20 protein-coding genes are annotated in these 17,613 nt (G+C 67.0%); 8 read left to right on the top strand and 12 right to left on the bottom strand.

Translation table 11 applies throughout. From position 1 onward, the window contains the following. Nucleotides 1-60 precede the first annotated feature (60 nt). The 4 genes from K3M67_RS09500 (at nt 61) to K3M67_RS09485 (ending at nt 3,630) form a co-directional block, all read left to right on the top strand. On the top strand, nt 61-744 hold the full coding sequence (locus tag K3M67_RS09500; RefSeq protein ID WP_066862683.1) for a DUF1013 domain-containing protein: 684 nt from the start codon (nt 61-63) through the stop codon (nt 742-744). 138 nt (nt 745-882) lie between these two features. Then, nucleotides 883-2,589 carry a long-chain-fatty-acid--CoA ligase gene (locus K3M67_RS09495; RefSeq protein ID WP_285831357.1) on the top strand — a complete coding sequence of 569 codons (1,707 nt, stop codon included), beginning with the start codon at nt 883-885 and terminating at the stop codon, nt 2,587-2,589. 42 nt (nt 2,590-2,631) lie between these two features. Next, nucleotides 2,632-3,165 carry a peptide-methionine (S)-S-oxide reductase MsrA gene (gene msrA / locus K3M67_RS09490; protein WP_285831356.1) on the top strand — a complete coding sequence of 178 codons (534 nt, stop codon included), beginning with the start codon at nt 2,632-2,634 and terminating at the stop codon, nt 3,163-3,165. A gap of 201 nt (nt 3,166-3,366) precedes the next feature. Further along, nucleotides 3,367-3,630, top strand: a complete 264-nt coding sequence (locus K3M67_RS09485) for a hypothetical protein (protein ID WP_066862693.1) — start codon at nt 3,367-3,369, stop codon at nt 3,628-3,630. 91 nt (nt 3,631-3,721) lie between these two features. On the opposite strand, the gene K3M67_RS09480 is transcribed toward K3M67_RS09485, so the two are convergent. Then, nucleotides 3,722-4,678, bottom strand: coding sequence for an L-threonylcarbamoyladenylate synthase (locus K3M67_RS09480; RefSeq protein WP_285831355.1), 957 nt, complete (start codon nt 4,676-4,678; stop codon nt 3,722-3,724). 107 nt (nt 4,679-4,785) lie between these two features. Here K3M67_RS09480 and K3M67_RS09475 point away from each other — a divergent pair, with 107 nt between their 5' ends. After that, a complete protein-coding gene (locus tag K3M67_RS09475; RefSeq protein ID WP_285831354.1) occupies nt 4,786-5,604 on the top strand; it encodes an ATP-binding protein in 819 nt (272 codons plus the stop codon). Nucleotides 5,605-5,675: 71 nt separating this feature from the next. Here the strand turns inward: K3M67_RS09475 and K3M67_RS09470 are convergent, their stop codons facing one another. Both K3M67_RS09470 and K3M67_RS09465 read right to left on the bottom strand, forming a co-directional pair. Beyond that, entirely contained in the window at nt 5,676-7,001 is a 1,326-nt protein-coding gene (locus K3M67_RS09470) for a PQQ-dependent sugar dehydrogenase (RefSeq protein WP_285831353.1), read from the bottom strand. 60 nt (nt 7,002-7,061) lie between these two features. Beyond that, entirely contained in the window at nt 7,062-7,235 is a 174-nt protein-coding gene (locus K3M67_RS09465) for a hypothetical protein (protein WP_198162983.1), read from the bottom strand. Nucleotides 7,236-7,449: 214 nt separating this feature from the next. On the opposite strand from K3M67_RS09465, the gene K3M67_RS09460 reads away from it, so the two are divergent. Beyond that, nucleotides 7,450-7,659 (top strand): hypothetical protein, encoded by a 210-nt coding sequence (locus tag K3M67_RS09460; protein ID WP_232313868.1) that lies wholly within the window; start codon nt 7,450-7,452, stop codon nt 7,657-7,659. Between the two features lie 19 nt (nt 7,660-7,678). Here K3M67_RS09460 and argC read toward each other — a convergent pair whose 3' ends face one another. From argC to K3M67_RS09440, 4 genes are all read right to left on the bottom strand, one after another. After that, the gene (gene argC, locus K3M67_RS09455; protein WP_066862705.1) at nt 7,679-8,623 is read right to left on the bottom strand and encodes an N-acetyl-gamma-glutamyl-phosphate reductase; all 945 of its coding nucleotides are present in this window, start codon (nt 8,621-8,623) and stop codon (nt 7,679-7,681) included. Beyond that, nucleotides 8,620-9,528: a C40 family peptidase gene (locus tag K3M67_RS09450; RefSeq protein ID WP_285831352.1), complete on the bottom strand. Its 909-nt coding sequence runs from the start codon at nt 9,526-9,528 to the stop codon at nt 8,620-8,622. Before K3M67_RS09450 ends, argC begins: the two co-directional genes overlap by 4 nt. Continuing rightward, nucleotides 9,488-9,895, bottom strand: a complete 408-nt coding sequence (locus K3M67_RS09445) for a MarR family winged helix-turn-helix transcriptional regulator (RefSeq protein ID WP_066862711.1) — start codon at nt 9,893-9,895, stop codon at nt 9,488-9,490. The genes K3M67_RS09450 and K3M67_RS09445 overlap by 41 nt, the downstream gene beginning before the upstream one ends. 61 nt (nt 9,896-9,956) lie before the next feature. After that, nucleotides 9,957-11,351 carry a leucyl aminopeptidase family protein gene (locus tag K3M67_RS09440; protein ID WP_285831351.1) on the bottom strand — a complete coding sequence of 465 codons (1,395 nt, stop codon included), beginning with the start codon at nt 11,349-11,351 and terminating at the stop codon, nt 9,957-9,959. Between the two features lie 141 nt (nt 11,352-11,492). On the opposite strand from K3M67_RS09440, the gene K3M67_RS09435 reads away from it, so the two are divergent. Next, nucleotides 11,493-11,693 (top strand): hypothetical protein, encoded by a 201-nt coding sequence (locus tag K3M67_RS09435; protein ID WP_066862717.1) that lies wholly within the window; start codon nt 11,493-11,495, stop codon nt 11,691-11,693. Continuing rightward, a complete protein-coding gene (locus K3M67_RS09430; protein ID WP_285831350.1) occupies nt 11,693-12,514 on the top strand; it encodes a DUF4163 domain-containing protein in 822 nt (273 codons plus the stop codon). Before K3M67_RS09435 ends, K3M67_RS09430 begins: the two co-directional genes overlap by 1 nt. Before the next feature lie 23 nt (nt 12,515-12,537). On the opposite strand, the gene K3M67_RS09425 is transcribed toward K3M67_RS09430, so the two are convergent. From K3M67_RS09425 to surE, 5 genes are all read right to left on the bottom strand, one after another. After that, nucleotides 12,538-13,143, bottom strand: a complete 606-nt coding sequence (locus K3M67_RS09425; protein WP_285831349.1) for a beta/gamma crystallin-related protein — start codon at nt 13,141-13,143, stop codon at nt 12,538-12,540. 90 nt (nt 13,144-13,233) lie between these two features. Beyond that, nucleotides 13,234-14,628 carry a 30S ribosomal protein S12 methylthiotransferase RimO gene (gene rimO, locus K3M67_RS09420; RefSeq protein ID WP_285831348.1) on the bottom strand — a complete coding sequence of 465 codons (1,395 nt, stop codon included), beginning with the start codon at nt 14,626-14,628 and terminating at the stop codon, nt 13,234-13,236. A 36-nt stretch (nt 14,629-14,664) separates the two neighbouring features. Continuing rightward, nucleotides 14,665-15,723 carry a potassium channel family protein gene (locus K3M67_RS09415; protein ID WP_285831347.1) on the bottom strand — a complete coding sequence of 353 codons (1,059 nt, stop codon included), beginning with the start codon at nt 15,721-15,723 and terminating at the stop codon, nt 14,665-14,667. Continuing rightward, complete coding sequence (locus K3M67_RS09410; RefSeq protein WP_066862729.1) at nt 15,720-16,778, bottom strand: M23 family metallopeptidase; 1,059 nt, start codon at nt 16,776-16,778, stop codon at nt 15,720-15,722. The genes K3M67_RS09415 and K3M67_RS09410 overlap by 4 nt, the downstream gene beginning before the upstream one ends. A gap of 57 nt (nt 16,779-16,835) precedes the next feature. Beyond that, nucleotides 16,836-17,597 carry a 5'/3'-nucleotidase SurE gene (surE, locus tag K3M67_RS09405; RefSeq protein WP_066862731.1) on the bottom strand — a complete coding sequence of 254 codons (762 nt, stop codon included), beginning with the start codon at nt 17,595-17,597 and terminating at the stop codon, nt 16,836-16,838. Nucleotides 17,598-17,613 lie beyond the last annotated feature (16 nt).

Raw genomic sequence — 17,613 nt, 5'->3', positions numbered from 1 at the left:
CTGATTGGGCGGCCCTTATCGTTTTTACGTGCCGGAGATGACCCCGTGTCCCAGCCTCTCATGCCCCATGCGACCGCCAGCTGGCTGGTCGACAACAGCGCTCTGAGCTTCGACCAGATCGCCGAATTCTGCGGGCTTCATATCCTCGAAGTGCAAGCGATCGCCGACGATACCGCCAGCATCAAATATACCGGCCGTGATCCGGTGCGCGCCCATGAGATCACCATGGAGGAGATCCACAAGGGCGAAAGCAACCCCGACTACAAGCTCAAGATGCTGAAGGGGCCGGAGCCGGTCCGCCGCACCAAGGGGCCGCGCTACACCCCGGTCAGCAAGCGCCAGGACAAGCCGGACGGCATCGCCTGGATCCTGCGCAACCATCCGGAGATTTCGGACGGCGCGATCGGCAAGCTGATCGGCACCACCCGCACGACCATCGCGGCGATCCGCGACCGGACCCACTGGAACATCAGCAACATCGTGCCCAAGGATCCGGTGACGCTGGGCCTGTGTTCGCAGCGCGAACTGGACTCGCTCGTGACCAAGGCCGCGAAGAAGGCGGGCATCGAGGCCCCCACCGATTCGCGCCTGGACGGCGACCGCGAGGCGCTGATCGAGGAACTGCGCCGCGAACGCCAGGACGCCGCCCGCCGCGCCGAGGAAGCGCTCAGGAGCGAGTCCGAGCTGATTTCCGGCGCGGCCGCGATCCTCGATCCGTTCAGCGGCAGCAAGGGCGCGGCGTGAAGCCGTAGCGTCACCGGCGGCGGCATCGCAGCCGCCGGCGACACGCGAAATTCCAGGGGCTGCGCCGGCTTTCGGTGCGGCCCTTTTTCGTTTGGTTGACGCTTGCGTAAAGTAAATGATCGCCATACACTTCGGGCCATGGAGAGCCTAGAACAGATCCTGAAGGACCGATATCGTCATCCCACCCGCTGGGACCAGACCTTCCCCCCGCTGTCGATGGGGCAGATGGTGACGGACAGCGCCATGGCGCATCCGCAGGCCCATATGATCGATTTCATGGGCCGCAAGTTCAGCTATGGCGAGATGTTCGACCAGATCAGGCGCGTGGCCTGCGGATTGCAGGCGATGGGCGTGAAGAAGGGCGATCGGGTCGGTCTCTACCTGCCCAACACCCCCCATTATGTCGCGGCTTATTATGGCGCGCTGATGGCCGGCGCGATCGTCGTCAATTTCTCGCCCCTCTACACCGCCGCCGAACTGGAGCATCAGGTCGAGGATAGCGGCACCAGGATCCTCTTCACCCTGTCGGCCACGGCGCTGCTGCCGACCGCGCTGCAGGTGCTGGAACACAGCACGCTCGAAACGCTGATCGTCGGGACGGTCGCGGAGATGCTCTCCCCCGTCAAGTCGCTGCTGTTCCGCTGGTTCAAGGCGAGCGAATGCACGCCCCTGCCGGATGATCCGCGGGTGATCCGCTACGACCGGTTCATGGGCAACAAGGGCGACTGCGCCGTGGCGGAGATCGACCCGGTGAACGACGTCGCGCTGCTGCAATATACTGGCGGCACCACCGGGACGCCCAAGGGCGCGATGCTGACCCACCAGAACCTGACCGCCAACGCCCGCCAGGCGCAGGCGATCGACCCGCACCAGCATGAGGCTGACCGGATCATCGCGGTGCTGCCCTTCTTCCATGTCTTCGCCAATACCTGCACCCTCAACCGCACGGTGGTGAATGGTGGCGAGATGGTGATGCTGCCGCGCTTTGACGCGGCGCAGGTGCTGGCGGCGGTGCAGCGGGTCAAGGCGACCTCGCTGCCCGGCGTGCCGACCATGTTCCAGGCGCTGCTGGACCATCCCGCGATCCGCAACATCGATTTTTCGTCACTGCGGGCCTGTATTTCGGGCGGCGCCCCCCTGCCGCTGGAATTGAAGCAGAAGTTCGAGACGGCGACCGGTGCGCGGCTGATCGAAGGCTATGGCCTCACCGAAACCAGTCCGATCGTCTGCACCAATCCCTATGAGGGGCTGAACAAGAGCGGCACGGTGGGCCAGCCGGTGCCGGGCACGCGGGTCAAGCTGGTCGACCGCGAGGATCCGACCAGGCCGCCGCCGGAAGGCGAGCCGGGCGAACTGCTCTTCGCCGGGCCGCAGATCATGAAAGGCTATTGGAACCGGCCCGACGCCGACGCCGAAGTGTTCATCGGCGACTATATCCGCACCGGCGACGTCGGCATCATCGACGAGGACGGCTATGTGAAGATCGTCGACCGATTGAAGGACATGATCGCGGTCGGTGGCTTCAAGGTCTTCCCCAGCCAGGTGGAGCAGGTTCTCTACCATCATCCGGCGGTCAAGGAGGCGCTGGTGATCGGCGTGCCCGATCGCTATCGCGGCGAGCAGCCCAAGGCCTTCGTAACGCTGAACGAGGCGGCGGAAATCGACGGGCCGGGCCTCAAGGAATGGCTCAATCCCCAACTCGGCAAGCATGAGCGTGTGTGCGAGGTGGAGGTGCGGCTGAACCTGCCCAAGACGCTGGTCGGCAAGCTTTCGCGCAAGGAACTGGTGGCAGAGGAGCGCGCCAAGGCGGACGCGGCTGCGAAGGAGGCTGGAACCGCGGCCTGATCCTTCCTATCTGGGCGCCTCACGCAGACAAGGAATGGACCAATGGCCGAAGAAATCGCGACACTTGCCGGGGGATGCTTCTGGTGCACCGAAGCGGTGTATCAGAATCTCAGGGGCGTGAAGGCGGTGGAGAGCGGATATATCGGTGGCACATTGCCCGACCCCACCTATGAACAGGTCTGTTCGGGCGCGACCGGCCATGCAGAGGCGATCCGCATCACCTATGATCCTTCGGTTATCAGTTATGCCGACCTGCTCGACATCTTCTTCGCGACGCATAATCCGACGACGCTGAACCGGCAGGGCAACGACATCGGCACCCAGTATCGGTCGGCCATCTTCCCCCATTCGGCCACGCAGGAGGCCGAGGCCCGTGCGGGAATCGAGCGGGCGCAGGCGGATCAGTCCGACCCGATAGTCACCGCGATCGAGCCGGACGCGCCCTGGTATCCGGCCGAGGATTATCACCAGAAATATTGGGACCGGGTCGGGGACCAGAACCCCTACTGCATGGCCGTGATCCCGCCCAAGCTGGCCAAGCTGCGCAAGGGTTTCGCGCAACGGATCGAGGGGTAGGGCGCCGCGACGACGCTCCGTTGACGACCATGTTCCGTCATGCCGGTGGAGGCTGGCGTCACCGGCAACGACGCGCCAGACTGACGGGCGTTGTCGGCTTCCTGTCCGATGTGGACGGGCAGTCGAGTTTTGCGGCGTTCTTAGTCGGCGGTTCATCCGAACCATGTTAGGGACGCCCGGAACAACTAGTCGGGGACGAAAATGAGGAAGTCGTTATTGCTGGCCACGCCGCTGATCCTGCTGGCGTTACCTGGCTGCGTGCGGACGGTGGCGAGCGTCGTGACCGCGCCGGTGCGCGCGGGTGCGCAGGTGGTCGACTGGACCACCACCAGCCAGGACGAAGCGGACCGCAATTATGGTCGCAAGATGCGCGAGCAGGAAGCGCGCGAGGGCCGCGAGCGCAAAAAGGCCGACAAGGAGCGGCGCAGGCAGTGCCGCGAGGCGGGGTATGACAATTGTGACTGACCAGTTGTTCTGACCGCCTTCCCCCCGCGCGAAACGAACGGATGGCCAACGCCGTCCGTCCCGCGCGGGTAGGAGAAACGGTCGCGGGCGTTCAGGCCGCTGCGCGCTTCAATCGGTCGTTGATGGCCGCCCCGATGCCCTCGCTCGGGATAGGCGCGACGGCGATGCGGGCCGCCGCGCTGGCGTCGGCGATGTGGAGGGCGGCGAACAGGGCCGCGCCCGCTTCGCGCAGGTCCGCTTCGGGGCTGAGGTTGATGTTGCAGGGCATCAGGCCGAAACCGATCAGATATTCGTCGGCCTCGGCCCGCAGCGCGTCCAGCCGTACCGGCTTGGATGGCGCATAATGGCTTTCGAGCTGGCCGGGTGCCTCGATCTTGGCGTCGCCCTTGGCGCTCGTTACGGGCAGGCCGGTCGCCTCCTCCAGCATGGCGGCGGTGATAGGGCCGGGGCGCAGCAGCCGGACACGCTCGGTTTCCGGCGCGGCGATGGTCGATTCCAGTCCCTCGCTCGTCGGCCCCTCATCCAGGATCATCCGCACCTTGCCGTTGAGGCTGGCGAGCACATGCTCGGCGCGCGTCGGACTGATCGACCCGCTGCGGTTGGCCGAAGGCGCTGCCAGCGGGCGGCCGCTCTCGCGGATCAGCGCGCGCATCGCCGGATGGGCGGGCAGGCGCAGCGCGACCGTGGGCAGGCCGGCGGTGACGAGCGGCGACAGGCCGGTGTCGGCGCGGACGGGCAGCACCAGGGTGAGCGGGCCGGGCCAGAAACGCTCGGCCAGCCGCTCCGCCACGGGGGAGAAGTCCGCCAGCGCGCGTGCCATGGCGATATCGGCGACATGAACGATCAGCGGATTGAAGCTGGGCCGCCCCTTGGCGCTGTAGATCGCGGCGACCGCATGGCTGTCGGTCGCATCGGCGGCGAGGCCATAGACGGTTTCGGTTGGCACGGCGACAGGCTCGCCGGCGCGGATGAGCAGCGCCGCTTCGCGCAGCGATTCTGCGCCATAGCGGCAGGATCGGGTGGAATAGGCTGGATTGGCGATGGTCACGGTCCCCGCGATATAGTCCCCGATTCAGGCGAGTAAAAGGCCATTGCGACAGGAGAATGACATAGCCGCCGCTTGCCGCTGCGGGGATCGCCGATTAAGCCCGCGTCATGACCGACGCACTTCTGACCCGCATTGCCGAGGCGCTGGAACGGCTCGCGCCGCCGCCGCCTCTTTCCGCCGATCTCGCGACAGCGCCCGCCTATGTCTGGGACGGCCATGCGATCCATGCGGTGGAAGCGTTCGCGCCGGTGGAATTCGACCTGCTGAGCGGGATCGATGCGCAGAAGGGGTCGCTGCTGGAAAATACCCGCCGCCACGCCGCCGGCCATGCCGCGCATGATGTGCTGCTGTGGGGCGCGCGGGGGACCGGCAAGTCGGCGGTGGTGGCGGCGGTTGTCGGCCGGTTGCAGGCGGATGGGCAGGATGTCGCGCTGCTGCAATGCGCGATCGACGAGCTGGCCAGCCTGCCGCGGCTTTTCTCGCTGCTGCGCGGCACGACGCGGCCGTTCATTCTGTTCCTCGACGATCTGGGCTTTGACGAGCAGGGGGTGGGCGATGCGCGGGCATTGCGATCGCTGTTGCAGGGCGGGACGGCGGCGCGGCCGGCCAATGTGCGGCTCTATGTGACCTCGAACCGGCGCCATATCGTACCGCGCCACCTGTCGGAGCAGGACGACCCGGTCAATCCGCGCGACGTGGTGGATGACAAGATGGCGCTGTCGGACCGGTTCGGCCTCAGCCTCGGCTTCCATGCGATCGACCAGGATGCCTATGTTGCGATCGTCAGCGGCTATGCGGGCAGGCTGGGCCTCGATTTCGACCGGCTGGAGGCGATCCAGTGGGCGACCCAGCGCGGCAGCCGGTCGGGCCGTGTCGCCTGGCAATATGTGGTCGAGCTGGCCGGACGGAATGGGGTGACGATCTGACATTTCCGTTCGTGTCGAGCGAAGCCGGGAAATGCGGCCCGACGCGCTCGAACGAACGGATGCGATCGACCTTACTTCGCCTTCGTCACGCGCCAGATCACGCCGCCGACGTCGTCGCTGACCAGCAGCGCGCCCTTCGCGTCGGCGGTGACGTCGACCGGGCGTCCCTGGGCCGCGCCATCCTTGTCGAGGAAGCCGGTCAGCACGTCCACCGGCTTGGCCTTGCCTGCCTCGCCATCGGCAAAGCCAACGAACACGACCTTGTAACCGGCGGCGGGCTTGCGGTTCCAGCTGCCGTGCAGGCCGACGAAGGCGCCATCGGTATAGGGCGCGCCCAGTTGCACCTTGTCGGCGAAGGTCAGGCCCAGCGGCGCGACATGGTTGCCCAGCGCATAATCGGGACGCTTGGTATATTCGCGGATTTCCGGGCGCTGCGGCTGGACGCGGCGATCCTCATAGCCGCCCCAGTAATTCCAGGGCCAGCCATAGAAGGCGCCGAATTCGATGCGGGTGAGATAATCGGGGACCAGATCGCTACCCAGCATGTCACGTTCATTGACCACGCCCCACAGCGCGCCGCTCTTGGGCTCGAACGCCAGGCCGACCGGATTGCGCAGGCCCGAAGCGAAGGTGCGCTTGTACCCGGTCCTGGGATTGACCTCCATCACCAGGGCGCGGTTCCGCTCCGTTTCCAGGCCATTCTCGCCGATATTGCTGTTGGAGCCGATGCCGACATAGAGCAGGCCGTTGCGACCGGCCACCAGGCTCTTTGTCCAGTGCTGGTTGGGCGCCTGCGCGGGCAGGTCGATGATCTTGCGGCCCTTGGCCGTGATCTTCGTGTCGCCTTCCTTGTAGGGGAAAGCCATCACCGCATCGGTGTTGGCGACGTAGAGGGTGTCGCCCAGCAGCGCCATGCCATAGGGCGAATGGAGGCCGGTAAGGAAGGCCGTCCTGGTTTCCGCATGGCCATCGCCATCGACGTCGCGCAGCAGGGTGATGCGATTGGCCGAGGGCACGCCCGCGCCCGCCTTGTTCATGAGGTAGTTCATCACCCGCTGGACGATGCCGTCCTTGGGGCGGGGCGGACTGTTGGTTTCGGCGACCAGAATGTCGCCATTGGGCAGCCGCAGCAGCGAGCGCGGATGCGCAAGGCCATCGGCGAAGCGCGCAACGGCCAGCCCCTTGGCCGCCACCGGCCTGGCCTCGCCCTGCCACGGCTTCACCTCGGCGATGTTGATCGTGGGCAGCATCTCGCTGCGCGGGCTGGTGAATGCCGGTTCCCGGCCGGTATCGGCGCCAGCGGGCAGGCGCGCGGTGTCGCCCTGCGCAAGGTAGAGGAAGGCGCCTCCGGCCAGGGCCAGGGCAATGAGCGGCAGGACGATGATGTGCTTGTTCATGCGCCCATATCTATGCGGGCGCCGTTCGACGGGCAAGGCGGATGGCGCCTCGCTTCGCGCTTATTTGCCGCGTTCGCGCAGGTAGAGGAGGAGCGCGATCAGCACGCCCGCAGCCGCGCCCGCCAGCAGGCCGATGCTCGGCTGCCCCAACATGCCGCCGCCGATCGCGCCGCCCAGGATCAGCAGCGCGATGATCGCGCCCGCGCCGGTGGGATGATGCCTGCCCTTGCTCATGGGCCGTCCTTGCCATGGCACGGACGGTAAAGCCAGCGTCATTGGATGCCGGTCCGTTTCGGGACAGCCTGTCCTGCTATGGGACATATGTCCGACTGTGGGACTTGCCTAACCGGCCATTCACCCTCGTGTCCGGCGCGGACGGCCAAAGGCGGCAACTGGCATGGTGATTGAACCGTGGTTCCAATCAGGGGCGCACAAGTCGGGGGTTATCATGCAGATGCCATATCTTGCGAACCGCAAGAGCTATGAGGATGCTGCCGAGCTGATCAGCCGGTTCGGCGACCATGCCGGCTACGAAGCCGCGGCGCGGGCGGACCACAGCCTGGACCAGGGCAATCATGTCCACTTCTGCCACTGGCGACAGATCGAGCGGCTGATCGTGGTGCTCGCCCATGACCAGCCGCTGGGTACTATCCACTAGGGTCGATCGACCCTGAGATTCAGAGGCGCAGGCCCGCTATTTCCGGCAGGCCGGCCAGGATGTTGAGATTCTGGACGGCGGCGCCCGCCGCGCCCTTGCCCAGATTGTCGAGCGCGGCGACCAGTCGGGCCTGGCCGCGCTCTTCATTGCCGAACACGAACAGGGCGAGCCGGTCGGTCGCGCCGACATGCTCCAGATGCACCTGTCCCATGGCGGCGCTGTCTTCCAGCGTGGCGACGCTGACGATCGGCGATTCCGCATAGGCGGCGGCCAGCGCGTCGTGGATGGCGACGACCGAAGGCGCGCCTGGCATCGCCCGCAGTTGCAGCGGCACTTCGACGATCATGCCGCGATAGGCGTCCGCCACCGCCGGTGCGAACAACGGCGGATGGGCGAGGCCCGAATAGCGGGTCATTTCCGGCACATGCTTGTGCGCCAGGTTGAGCCCATAGGGGCGGAAGGCGGTCGGCGCGCCGGCGTCGCCTTCATATTCGGCGATCATCGACTTGCCGCCGCCCGAATAGCCGGACGCGCCAGACACCGTCACCGGCCAGTCGGCCGGCAGCAGCCCGGCCAGCACGAGCGGACGGACCAGCGCCAGGAAGCCGGTCGGCCAGCAGCCCGGATTGGCGACGAAGCGGCTGTCCGCCAGCCGACCGCGGTGGCCCGGTTCCAGCTCGGGGAAGCCGTAGGTCCACCCGTCCGCGACGCGGTGCGCGGTCGATGCATCGATGACGCGGGTGCGGCCATTGTCGATCAACGACACGGCTTCGCGCGCGGCGTCGTCGGGCAGGCAGAGGATGACGATGTCGGCGGCGTTCAGCGCGTCGCGGCGCGCGCCGGCATCCCTGCGCTTTTCTTCCGGAACGGTGATGAGCGAGAGTTCGGGACGGCCGGCCAGCCGGTCGCCAATCTCGATGCCGGTGGTGCCATGCCCGCCGTCGATGAAAATGCTGGTGGTCATGCGCCGATCCTCCGCCGCGCGATGATGGGTTGGACATGCGTGTCGACAAGGCGCGCCACCACGTCCGCCAGCGGCTCGCGCACCACTGCCATCCAGTGGGCATTGGCGTGGAGCAGCGTCCTGCCGTCCGTCATGATGCCGACATGGCCGGGGAAGAAGATGATGTCGCCGCGCTGGAGGGCGGCATCACTGCCGATCGGCGCGCCGATGCCTTCGCATTGCAGGTCGGTGTCGCGCGGGACGGCCATGCCTGCCGCGCCGAGCGCCACCTGCACCAGCCCCGAACAGTCGATGCCGCGATGGCCGCGCCCGCCCCACACATAGGGCTGGCCCAGATAGGCCTCGGCTACGGCCACCCAGTCCTGTGGACGTTCGTCGATGGCGACCGCGTGGCGCGCATGGATGAAGCCTTCGGCGCAGGCGATGAAGTCGCCCTGCGCCTCGCCCGAGAAGCGGCTTCCGCGCGGCCAGTAGTCGGCGATGGGCGACTTGATGTCGGCGGCGGCGAACAGCGGCGCCGCGCCCGCGATGATGCGATGGGTCGGCTTTTCCTCGACATCCAGCGCGTCGCGGCGGACATAGCCGACATAGCCGTCATGACCGCAAAAGCCCCAGGCCCAGTCGGTCATCACGTCGAGCGCGTGGAAGACCTCGCCGCGCAGCAACTCGCTTACCGCTTCGGACGTGGGCGAGGCGGCGGACAGGATCGGCGTCCCCGGCGCGACGCATGTCAACGGGACGGCGCGGGCATAATGGGCGGAAAAGAGCGTACCGGCGAGCGCCAGGTCGGCGAGGTCGCCGCGCGCCGCGTGGACACGACGGTCGAGCGCGACGGAGCGGCCGTCGAGCTTGAACCGGGTTCTTTCAGGCGGTGCGTTCCGCTGAGGGGTGTTGGAGCCGTTCATCGCGCGCGGTTCCTGCGATGAAATGGTGAAAGGCGTCAAGAAATTCCGCCCCTTTTGGGGTCCGGGTGATGAAAATATTGCGACGATCGGCCACATCGCGTTCGCGGCGCAGATAACCGAGCGCCGAAAGCTTGTTCAGCGCGCGGGTGATGACCGGCTTGGAGACGTGCAACGCCTCCGCCAGGCCACGCACCGTATGCGGTCCGTTGCCGATATAGACCGTCATCATGAGGGCCATCTGACGGTTGGTGAGGTCAGGCTTGCCGGAGCGGACATAGTCGACCAGAGTTCGCATCCACTGACGCAGCGGTTGCAGTCCCGGACGGTCGGTTTCGGCAAGCGATTCTTTGGCGATCTGCGCGGTCATGTGGACGTAACGCGCAATGGCCAATCCGGTTGCGTAACGGATCGGCGCTTTGTCGCAGCGCCTAACCGTCCCTGCCGTATCGCCTTTGCAGCAGGCGGAAGGCCGCGCGCATCCCCAGCGCCTCGCCTCCCTTGGGCCGCCCCGGCTTGCCTGACGGGCGCCAGGCGAAGGTGTCGAGGTGCAGCCAGGGCGTATCCTCGGGAACGAAGCGCTTGAGGAACAGCGCGGCGGTGATCGCTCCGGCAAAACCGCCTTCGCCGGCATTGTTGATGTCGGCCACGTCTGATTTCAGCATGTCGGCATAGCCGTCCCACAAGGGCAGGCGCCAGGTCGGGTCGTCGATCTCGGCGCCCAGCGCCGCCATCTCCGCCGCCACCCCGTCATCATTGGCGAAGAGCGCGGGCAGGTCCGGGCCGACCGCGACGCGCGCCGCGCCGGTCAGGGTGGCGAAGTCGATCAGCAGTTCGGGCTTCTCCTCGCCGGCGCGGGTCAGAGCGTCGCCCAGCACCAGCCGCCCTTCGGCGTCGGTATTGCCGATCTCCACGGTCAGCCCCTTGCGCGTGCGCAATATGTCGCCGGGGCGGAAGGCGTTGCCCGATATGGCGTTTTCCGCCGCCGCGATCAGCAGGTGCAGCCGCACCGGCAGGCGCGCGGCCATGACGAGTTGCGCCAGGCCCAGCGCATGGGCCGCGCCGCCCATATCCTTCTTCATCAGCCGCATTCCCGACGACGGCTTGATATCGAGCCCGCCGCTGTCGAAGCAGATGCCCTTGCCGACCAGCGCGACGCGGGGATGGGCGGGATCGCCCCATGTGAGTTCGATCAGGCGCGGGGCAAAGCCCTTGTCCGCCGCCTTGCCGACGGCATGGATCATCGGATAGCCCTGTTCCAGCGCATCGCCGCGCGTCACGCTGACAGCCGCGCCGAAGGATCTGGCGACCTTTTCCACCGCGGCTTCCAGGTCGGGCGGCCCCATGTCGGCGGCGGGCGTGTTGACGAGGTCGCGGACCAGCGCCACCGCCGTCGCCAGTTGCACGACCGGGTCGATCTGCGCGACGCCGCCGGTCAGCAATATGCGCGGGCCGGTGGATGCCTCATCCTTGCGATAACGGTCGAAGCGATATTGCGCCGTCAGCCAGCCCAGCGCCGCGGCGCCCGGCGTACCTTCCGCCAGCCTGTAGCAGCCTTCGGGCAATGTTTCGGCCAGGCGGGCGAGGCACCAGGGGCCCAGCGCGTCCTTGCTGGCGACGCCCGCCACCACGGACCACTCGTCCCCATCGCCCGGCAGGATCGCCTGCTCGCCGGCCTTGCCCTTGAACCGCTGCGCCGCGACGAGCGCACGCACCCGGTCGGGCTGGGTCGAAAGCCACGCCTCGACGCCTTTGGTTTCGACCAGGTGGATCGAACGGGCGGGCTGCTGGTTGTCCGCTTTGAGCAGGTCGGAAAATTCGGTCATGGGCCGGATGTAGGGGAAAGAGATCGGCCATGGAAAGCCAAAATTTTCATCGTCCGCAGCGCACGACCGGCCCTTTCTTCCTTTGCGCTGCGGGCCGGAGAAGCCTAGATTTGCGGGCAGAAAATGAGAAGGAGAAGGATCATGATTCACGGTGACGACCGCAGTCTTCAGGCTGCGCGGGCGCGGGCCTATGCGCTGGCCGACACGGGCCGTTTCGACAATAGCAATGCGGTCCAGGCCGCGCTGATCGCGGAGGGCTGGTCCAATGCCGGCCGTGCGCTCGACAGCGACTATGCGCGCAAGGCGATCGGCGAACGCTGCCGCGCGGCCAAGGCGCATTGATGCGGGGCGGGGGGCTGCTATCGGCGGCGGTGCTGGCGCTTGGCGCCTGTTCCCCCGCGCAGGACGTCGCGGCGGACAATGCAGCAGCCAATGTCGCGGCCACCCGCTTTGCCGACCGCATGGCGGGCGCGCCACCCCCGGCGCCGCCTGCCGAACCCTTCGAGGAGGAGGAAAAGACCGACTTTCTCGAATTTGCCTACGCCTATCCGGCGCAGGCGGCGGCGATCCCTTTCCTGGTCGATAAATTCGGCAAGGAAGCGGCGTCGTCCAAGGCGGATGCGCTGAAAATGGCGCGGGAGGACAGCGCGTCGGCGAAACGATCGGGCTACCCCTTCCGTCCGCACAGCCTGGAAACACGATGGACCGTCGCGGCCGATACGCCGCGCTTTCTGTCGCTCCAGTCGCAGACCTATGTCTATACCGGCGGCGCGCATGGCATGACCGGTTATGACGGGCTGCTGTGGGACAAGGCGCGCAAGCGGGAAACCAGTATCAAGGCGGTGATGACCACCCCGGCCGCCTTTGCCGCCGCGATCAGGGATCGATTCTGCGCCGAACTGGACAATCAGCGCGCGGAAAAGCGCGGTGCGCCGGTGGTGCGCGGGGACGACGACTTCACCCAGTGCATCGATCCGATGGAGCAACTGCTGGTGCCCGCATCGAAGGACGGCAAGCTGATCGACGCCGTGGTGGTGGTGATCGGCCCCTACAGCGCAGGTCCCTATGCGGAGGGCAGCTATGAGGTGCGGCTGCCGGTCGATGCGGCGATGCGCGGGGCGATCAAGACCGAATATCAGGACGGCTTCATCGCGGCACGATGACGCTGCGGATCAAGCGCTTGGCTCTATCGGCCCGTCCGGCTGCACAGCACGTCGGCCAGGTACACGCGGCGGTTGACCGTCTCCATCGCTTCCCGTGCGGCGGCGGTCCAGCCCGAGCGTGAGCAGAATTCGTCGGCCGACCGTGCAGCGCAGGCGCTCGTCGCCGCGCCCTGTGGGCAGGCGAGGACGCGTTTCCCGCGCAAGGTCGGATCCGGATAGAATTGCGCCGCCATCCCCCTCAGCGACCGGCCGGTCCCCGGTGCCAGATTGCCGCCGCCCCATTCGCCACCTGGTCCGCCGTCGGGCAGGGCCGGGCGGATCGAGCCGAGGCGATTGCCGAAGCCCAGCCGGTTGCCGATGATCGCAAGGCTCTGGCTGGTAGCGAAGCAGGTGCCGCGGAAATTGGGCAGGCTGCACAGTTCCCACGTCCCGCGTTGCACGCGCACGCTGTGGACCGGCCAGGCGAGGCGAAGGTCGGGATCGGCGCGGGACTGGGCCGCGGCAGGCCCGCGATAGCCCGGATCGCGGTAGATGATCGCTTCGGGCACGCTCTTGTCCTGCGCCGGGGCGGGCGCGGCAAGGCCGGACGCGATGACAAGGCAGGACGCAAGGACGGCACGACGGGGCATGGCATCTCTCCCACAGCGATGCAGGGCCGGCACGCGACTCGGCCCTGTGCTGCGCGCAGACTATGCCGCCGACGCTCCGCTTGCCAATCGTTACGCGATGCTGTCCACCGGCACGCCGTAGAGGTCATGCTCGTCGGCATCCTCGATCATGACGTCGAAGATGTCGCCGGGCTTCCGCCCTTCGCCCACGTCGCGCAGGAAGACATTGCCGTCGATTTCCGGCGCGTCGGCCTGGCTGCGTGCGGTCGCGCCGATGCTGCCATCGTCTTCGTCCGGTTCGCCGACCTCGTCGAGGATGACGGGCAGGACGCGGCCCACCTTCGCCTGCAACTTGGCGGCGCTGATCGCGGCGGTCTTTTCCATGATCCGCTGATAGCGTTCTTCCTTGACCTCTTCGGGCACGGCGCCGGGCAGATCATTGGCGGCAGCGCCTTCGACCGGTTCGAAGCGGAAGGCGCCGACGCGGTCGAGCTGCGCCTCGTCCAGCCAGTCGAGCAGATATTGGAAGTCCGCCTCGGTCTCGCCGGGGAAGCCAACGACGAAGCTGGAGCGGATCGCGATGTCGGGGCAGATGTCACGCCACTTGCGGATGCGGTCCAGCACCTTGGCTTCATTGGCGGGGCGCTTCATCGCCTTGAGCACGCTCGGCGCGGCATGCTGGAAGGGAATGTCGAGATAGGGCGTCAGCAGCCCTTCGGCCATCAGCGGAATGACCTGATCGACATGGGGATAGGGGTAGACATAGTGCAGCCGAACCCAGGGCGCCTGGCCCTCCGCCGTGCGGAGCTGGCCCAGTTCGCGGGCGAGGTCGGTCATGTGGGCGCGGACTTCATGGCCCTTCCACTGGCGCGTCTCGTGGCGCGTGTCGACGCCATAGGCCGACGTGTCCTGGCTGATGACCAGCAGTTCCTTCGTGCCGGCATGGACCAGCTTCTCCGCCTCGCGCAACACGGCGTCGACGCGGCGGCTGACGAGGTCGCCGCGGATCGAAGGGATGATGCAGAAGGAGCAGCGATGGTTGCAGCCTTCGCTGATCTTCAGATAGCTGTAGTGGCGGGGGGTCAGTTTCAGCCCGCCTTCGGGCACCAGGTCGACGAAGGCGTTGGGGATGGGCGGCGATGCGTCATGCACCGCATTGACCACCTGCTCATATTGATGCGCCCCGGTGACGGCCAGCACCTGCGGGAATTTGGCGCGGATCAACGCGGCTTCATCGCCCATGCAGCCGGTGACGATCACGCGGCCATTTTCCGCGATCGCCTCGCCGATCGCCTCCAGCGACTCCTCCTTGGCGGAATCGAGGAAGCCGCAGGTGTTGACCAGCACGACATCGGCGCCGGCATAGTCGGCGGACATCTGATAGCCGTCGGAGCGCAGCTTGGTGAGGATGCGTTCGCTGTCCACCAGATTTTTGGGACAGCCGAGCGACACCATGCCGACTTTCGGCGCTTCGGGAATTTTGGTTGCCATGATTGGCGCGCACATAGGGATTTTCGCGCCAAATGTCACGGGGTGCTGGAATCAGCTCGGCGGGCGGCTGGTTCCGGTATCGTCGCCCTGCGCGATTTCGATGATGACGTCTCCGGTCTGGAGCCGCTTTGCCTCCTCCTCCCAGAAACCGATGGGGCGGTCGTCGCGATAGATGCGAACGCCCAGGCCGGTGCGGATCGCCGACAGGGGGCGGCCGATCTCCTCCGCCAGGACCAGCCGTTCGTTGAGCTTCACCCGCCCGCCCGATGCTGCGAGGTCGGCCATATAATCAGCGACATGCCTGCCGCTGGTGCTGCCCGCCAGCAGCAGCCCGGCGAAGCTGACCGGGTTGATGACGGTGGTCGCGCCCGCCTGGCGCGCGGGCAGTTCATTATCCTCGTTGCGCACGACGATGCTGATCGGCAGGCGCGGGGCCAGATGCCGGGCGGTCAGCGTGATGAGGATGGAGGTATCATCGCGTCCCGCCGACACGATCATGCTGCGCGCCCGGTGGATCGCGACATCCTTCAACGTCCGGTCGCGGGTCGAATCGCCACACAATATGTTGCAGCCCAGCTCCTCCGCCAGCGCCAGCGCCTTTTCGCTGCCGTCGATGACGACGATTTCGCGCGGGTCGGTGCCGCGGGCCAGCAGTTCGTGGACGGCTTCCTGCCCGCTGGTGCCGAACCCGGTGACGATGATGTGATTGTGCAGATCGGCCTGGATGCGTGCCATGCGCCACCTGTAGATGATGTTGCGGAAGAAGAGATTATAGGCGGTGCCGAGGAAGATGAGCCAGACGAACAGGCGGATCGGCGTCACGACCAGGGATTCGAACAGCCGCGCTTCGGGCGTGACCGGTACGATGTCGCCATAGCCGACCGTCGTGACGGTCACCGTCGTGAAGTAGAGGACGTCGATGAAGCTGATCTGGTCGTCATGATTATCCTTGAGGCCATCGCGCCCGACCCAGTGGAGCAGCAGCACCAGCGCGATCAGCCCGAACACCAGCCCCACGCGCCATGTCAGGTCGAGCCACATCGGCATGGAGGAGCGTCGCCGCAGGAAACCGGCCGTGGGGGAGGAGGCAGGCGGCCGGTGGATCCTCATGCCGGGGGAAGCTGTCCAATGGGGTTTACCGGCGTGCGGTCCTTGCGCAGTTCGAAATGCAGCTTGGGTTTGCTGGCATAGCCGGTGTCACCGGTGAGGCCGATTACCTGGCCTTGTCGCACCTTCTGCCCGCGCACCACGTCGATCCGGCTGGCATGGCCATAGGCGCTGACCCAGCTGCCGCCATGGTTGATGAGGACCAGGCCGCCGAACACTGCGATCTTGTCCCCGGCATAGGCGACCACGCCGTCCGCGGCCGCGCGGATCGGCGTGCCGGTGGGCGCGGCGATGTCGATGCCGTTATTCCTGGCGCCGCTCGCGCCGGGGCCGAAACGGGAGAGTATTGGCCCCCTGACAGGCCAGGCGAAGCTGCCGCCGAAGGCTGCAGGCTGGGCGATCGGCCTGTTGGCGGGCAGGGGGTCGGGCCGCGAAGAGGCGACGGCGATCGGGGCATTGTCCTTCACCGCAGGCTGGCCTCCCGTCAGCACATCGTCAATGTCGATGCGGAAGGCGGCGGCGCGCTGCTCCAGGCTGGGCGGGGTGGCCGGCGTGCCGCCCGGCAGCAGCAGGCGCTGGCCGCGACGCAGGACATAGGGTTGCTCCAGCCCGTTCACCGCGACGATCTGCCGCCAGGGCACGCCATAGGTCGCCGCGATGGCGATGCCGGTCTCGCCCTCCGCCACCAGATGATAGCGGCCGCCTGGGATGGAGAGGCGCTGCCCCGCGCGCAGGACATGGGGCGGGGCGATGCCGTTGGCGCGCGCGATCGCTTCCGATCCCGCGCCGGTGCGATTGCCGACGCCGCGCAGCGTGTCGCCGGGCTGGACGACATAGGTGGAGGCGCTGACGGTCCGGGCATTGGCCACGACCTGCTGCGCGGTCCAGACCGGTTCGGGTTCGGCCAGCGTCACGCCCGGCGCATCCACGCGCTTGTGCGGCGGCGGGGCGGGCGTCCCGGCCGGGGCGGGGGCCGGATGCTCCGCTTCGGCGGGAATACAGGCGGCCAGCGCCAGCGAAACACAGGGAATGGCGAGGGACAAGGGCAGGCGCTGCATCGCCCCTCATTTACCCGATCGTGCCGGACTTGCCAGCCTTTTACAGCAGCGCGGCCGTCAATCGAACAGTGCCGCCGTCGCTGCCATCGCGCTGTCCTGCGTCAGGTCATAGTGCAGCGGCGTCACGGTCACATAACCCTCCGCGATCGCGGCGAGATCGGTCCCCTCCGGCACCGACTGGCTGGTGCCCAGGCCGAACCAGAAATAGCGATAGCCGCGCGGGTCCGTGCCTTCGACGATGCGCGTGCGGTCGACATCGTGAAAACCCTGCCGCACGACGCGGATGCCCTTCACGGCTGCCGGATCGATCGCCGGGAAATTGACGTTGAAAAGCAGTCGCGGGCTGGCGGGCATGGCGATCAGCGGGCGGAGCACCTGTTCGCCCCAGGCCGTCGCGGCGGCGAAGGGCACGGCGTCGCCCATGCCCTCGCGCGCATAGACCTGGCTCAATGCGATCGACTTGATGCCGGAGATCGCCCCCTCCATCGCCGCTGCGACCGTGCCCGAATAGGTTACGTCTTCGGCCAGGTTGGCGCCGCGGTTGACGCCCGACAGGATCAGGTCAGGCCGGGCATCCTTCATGAGATGGCCGACCGCCATCATCACGGCGTCGGTCGGGGTGCCGGTGACGCTGTAATGCCGCTCGCCATGCTGGCGGATGCGCAGCGGGCGGGTGAGGGTCAGGCTATGGCCGGCGCCCGATTGTTCCTCGCTGGGCGCGACGATCCAGATATCGTCGGAAAAGCGGCGCGCGATCTCCTCCAGCACCTTGAGGCCGGGGGCGTGAACGCCGTCGTCATTGGTGAGCAGGATACGCATGAACGGACACTCCTTA

It is taken from the genome of Sphingobium sp. V4, from assembly GCF_029590555.1.
GTDB lineage: Bacteria > Pseudomonadota > Alphaproteobacteria > Sphingomonadales > Sphingomonadaceae > Sphingobium.
The sequence above is the reverse complement of the archived record's forward strand: the minus strand, read 5'-3'. Positions and strand labels throughout refer to the sequence as shown.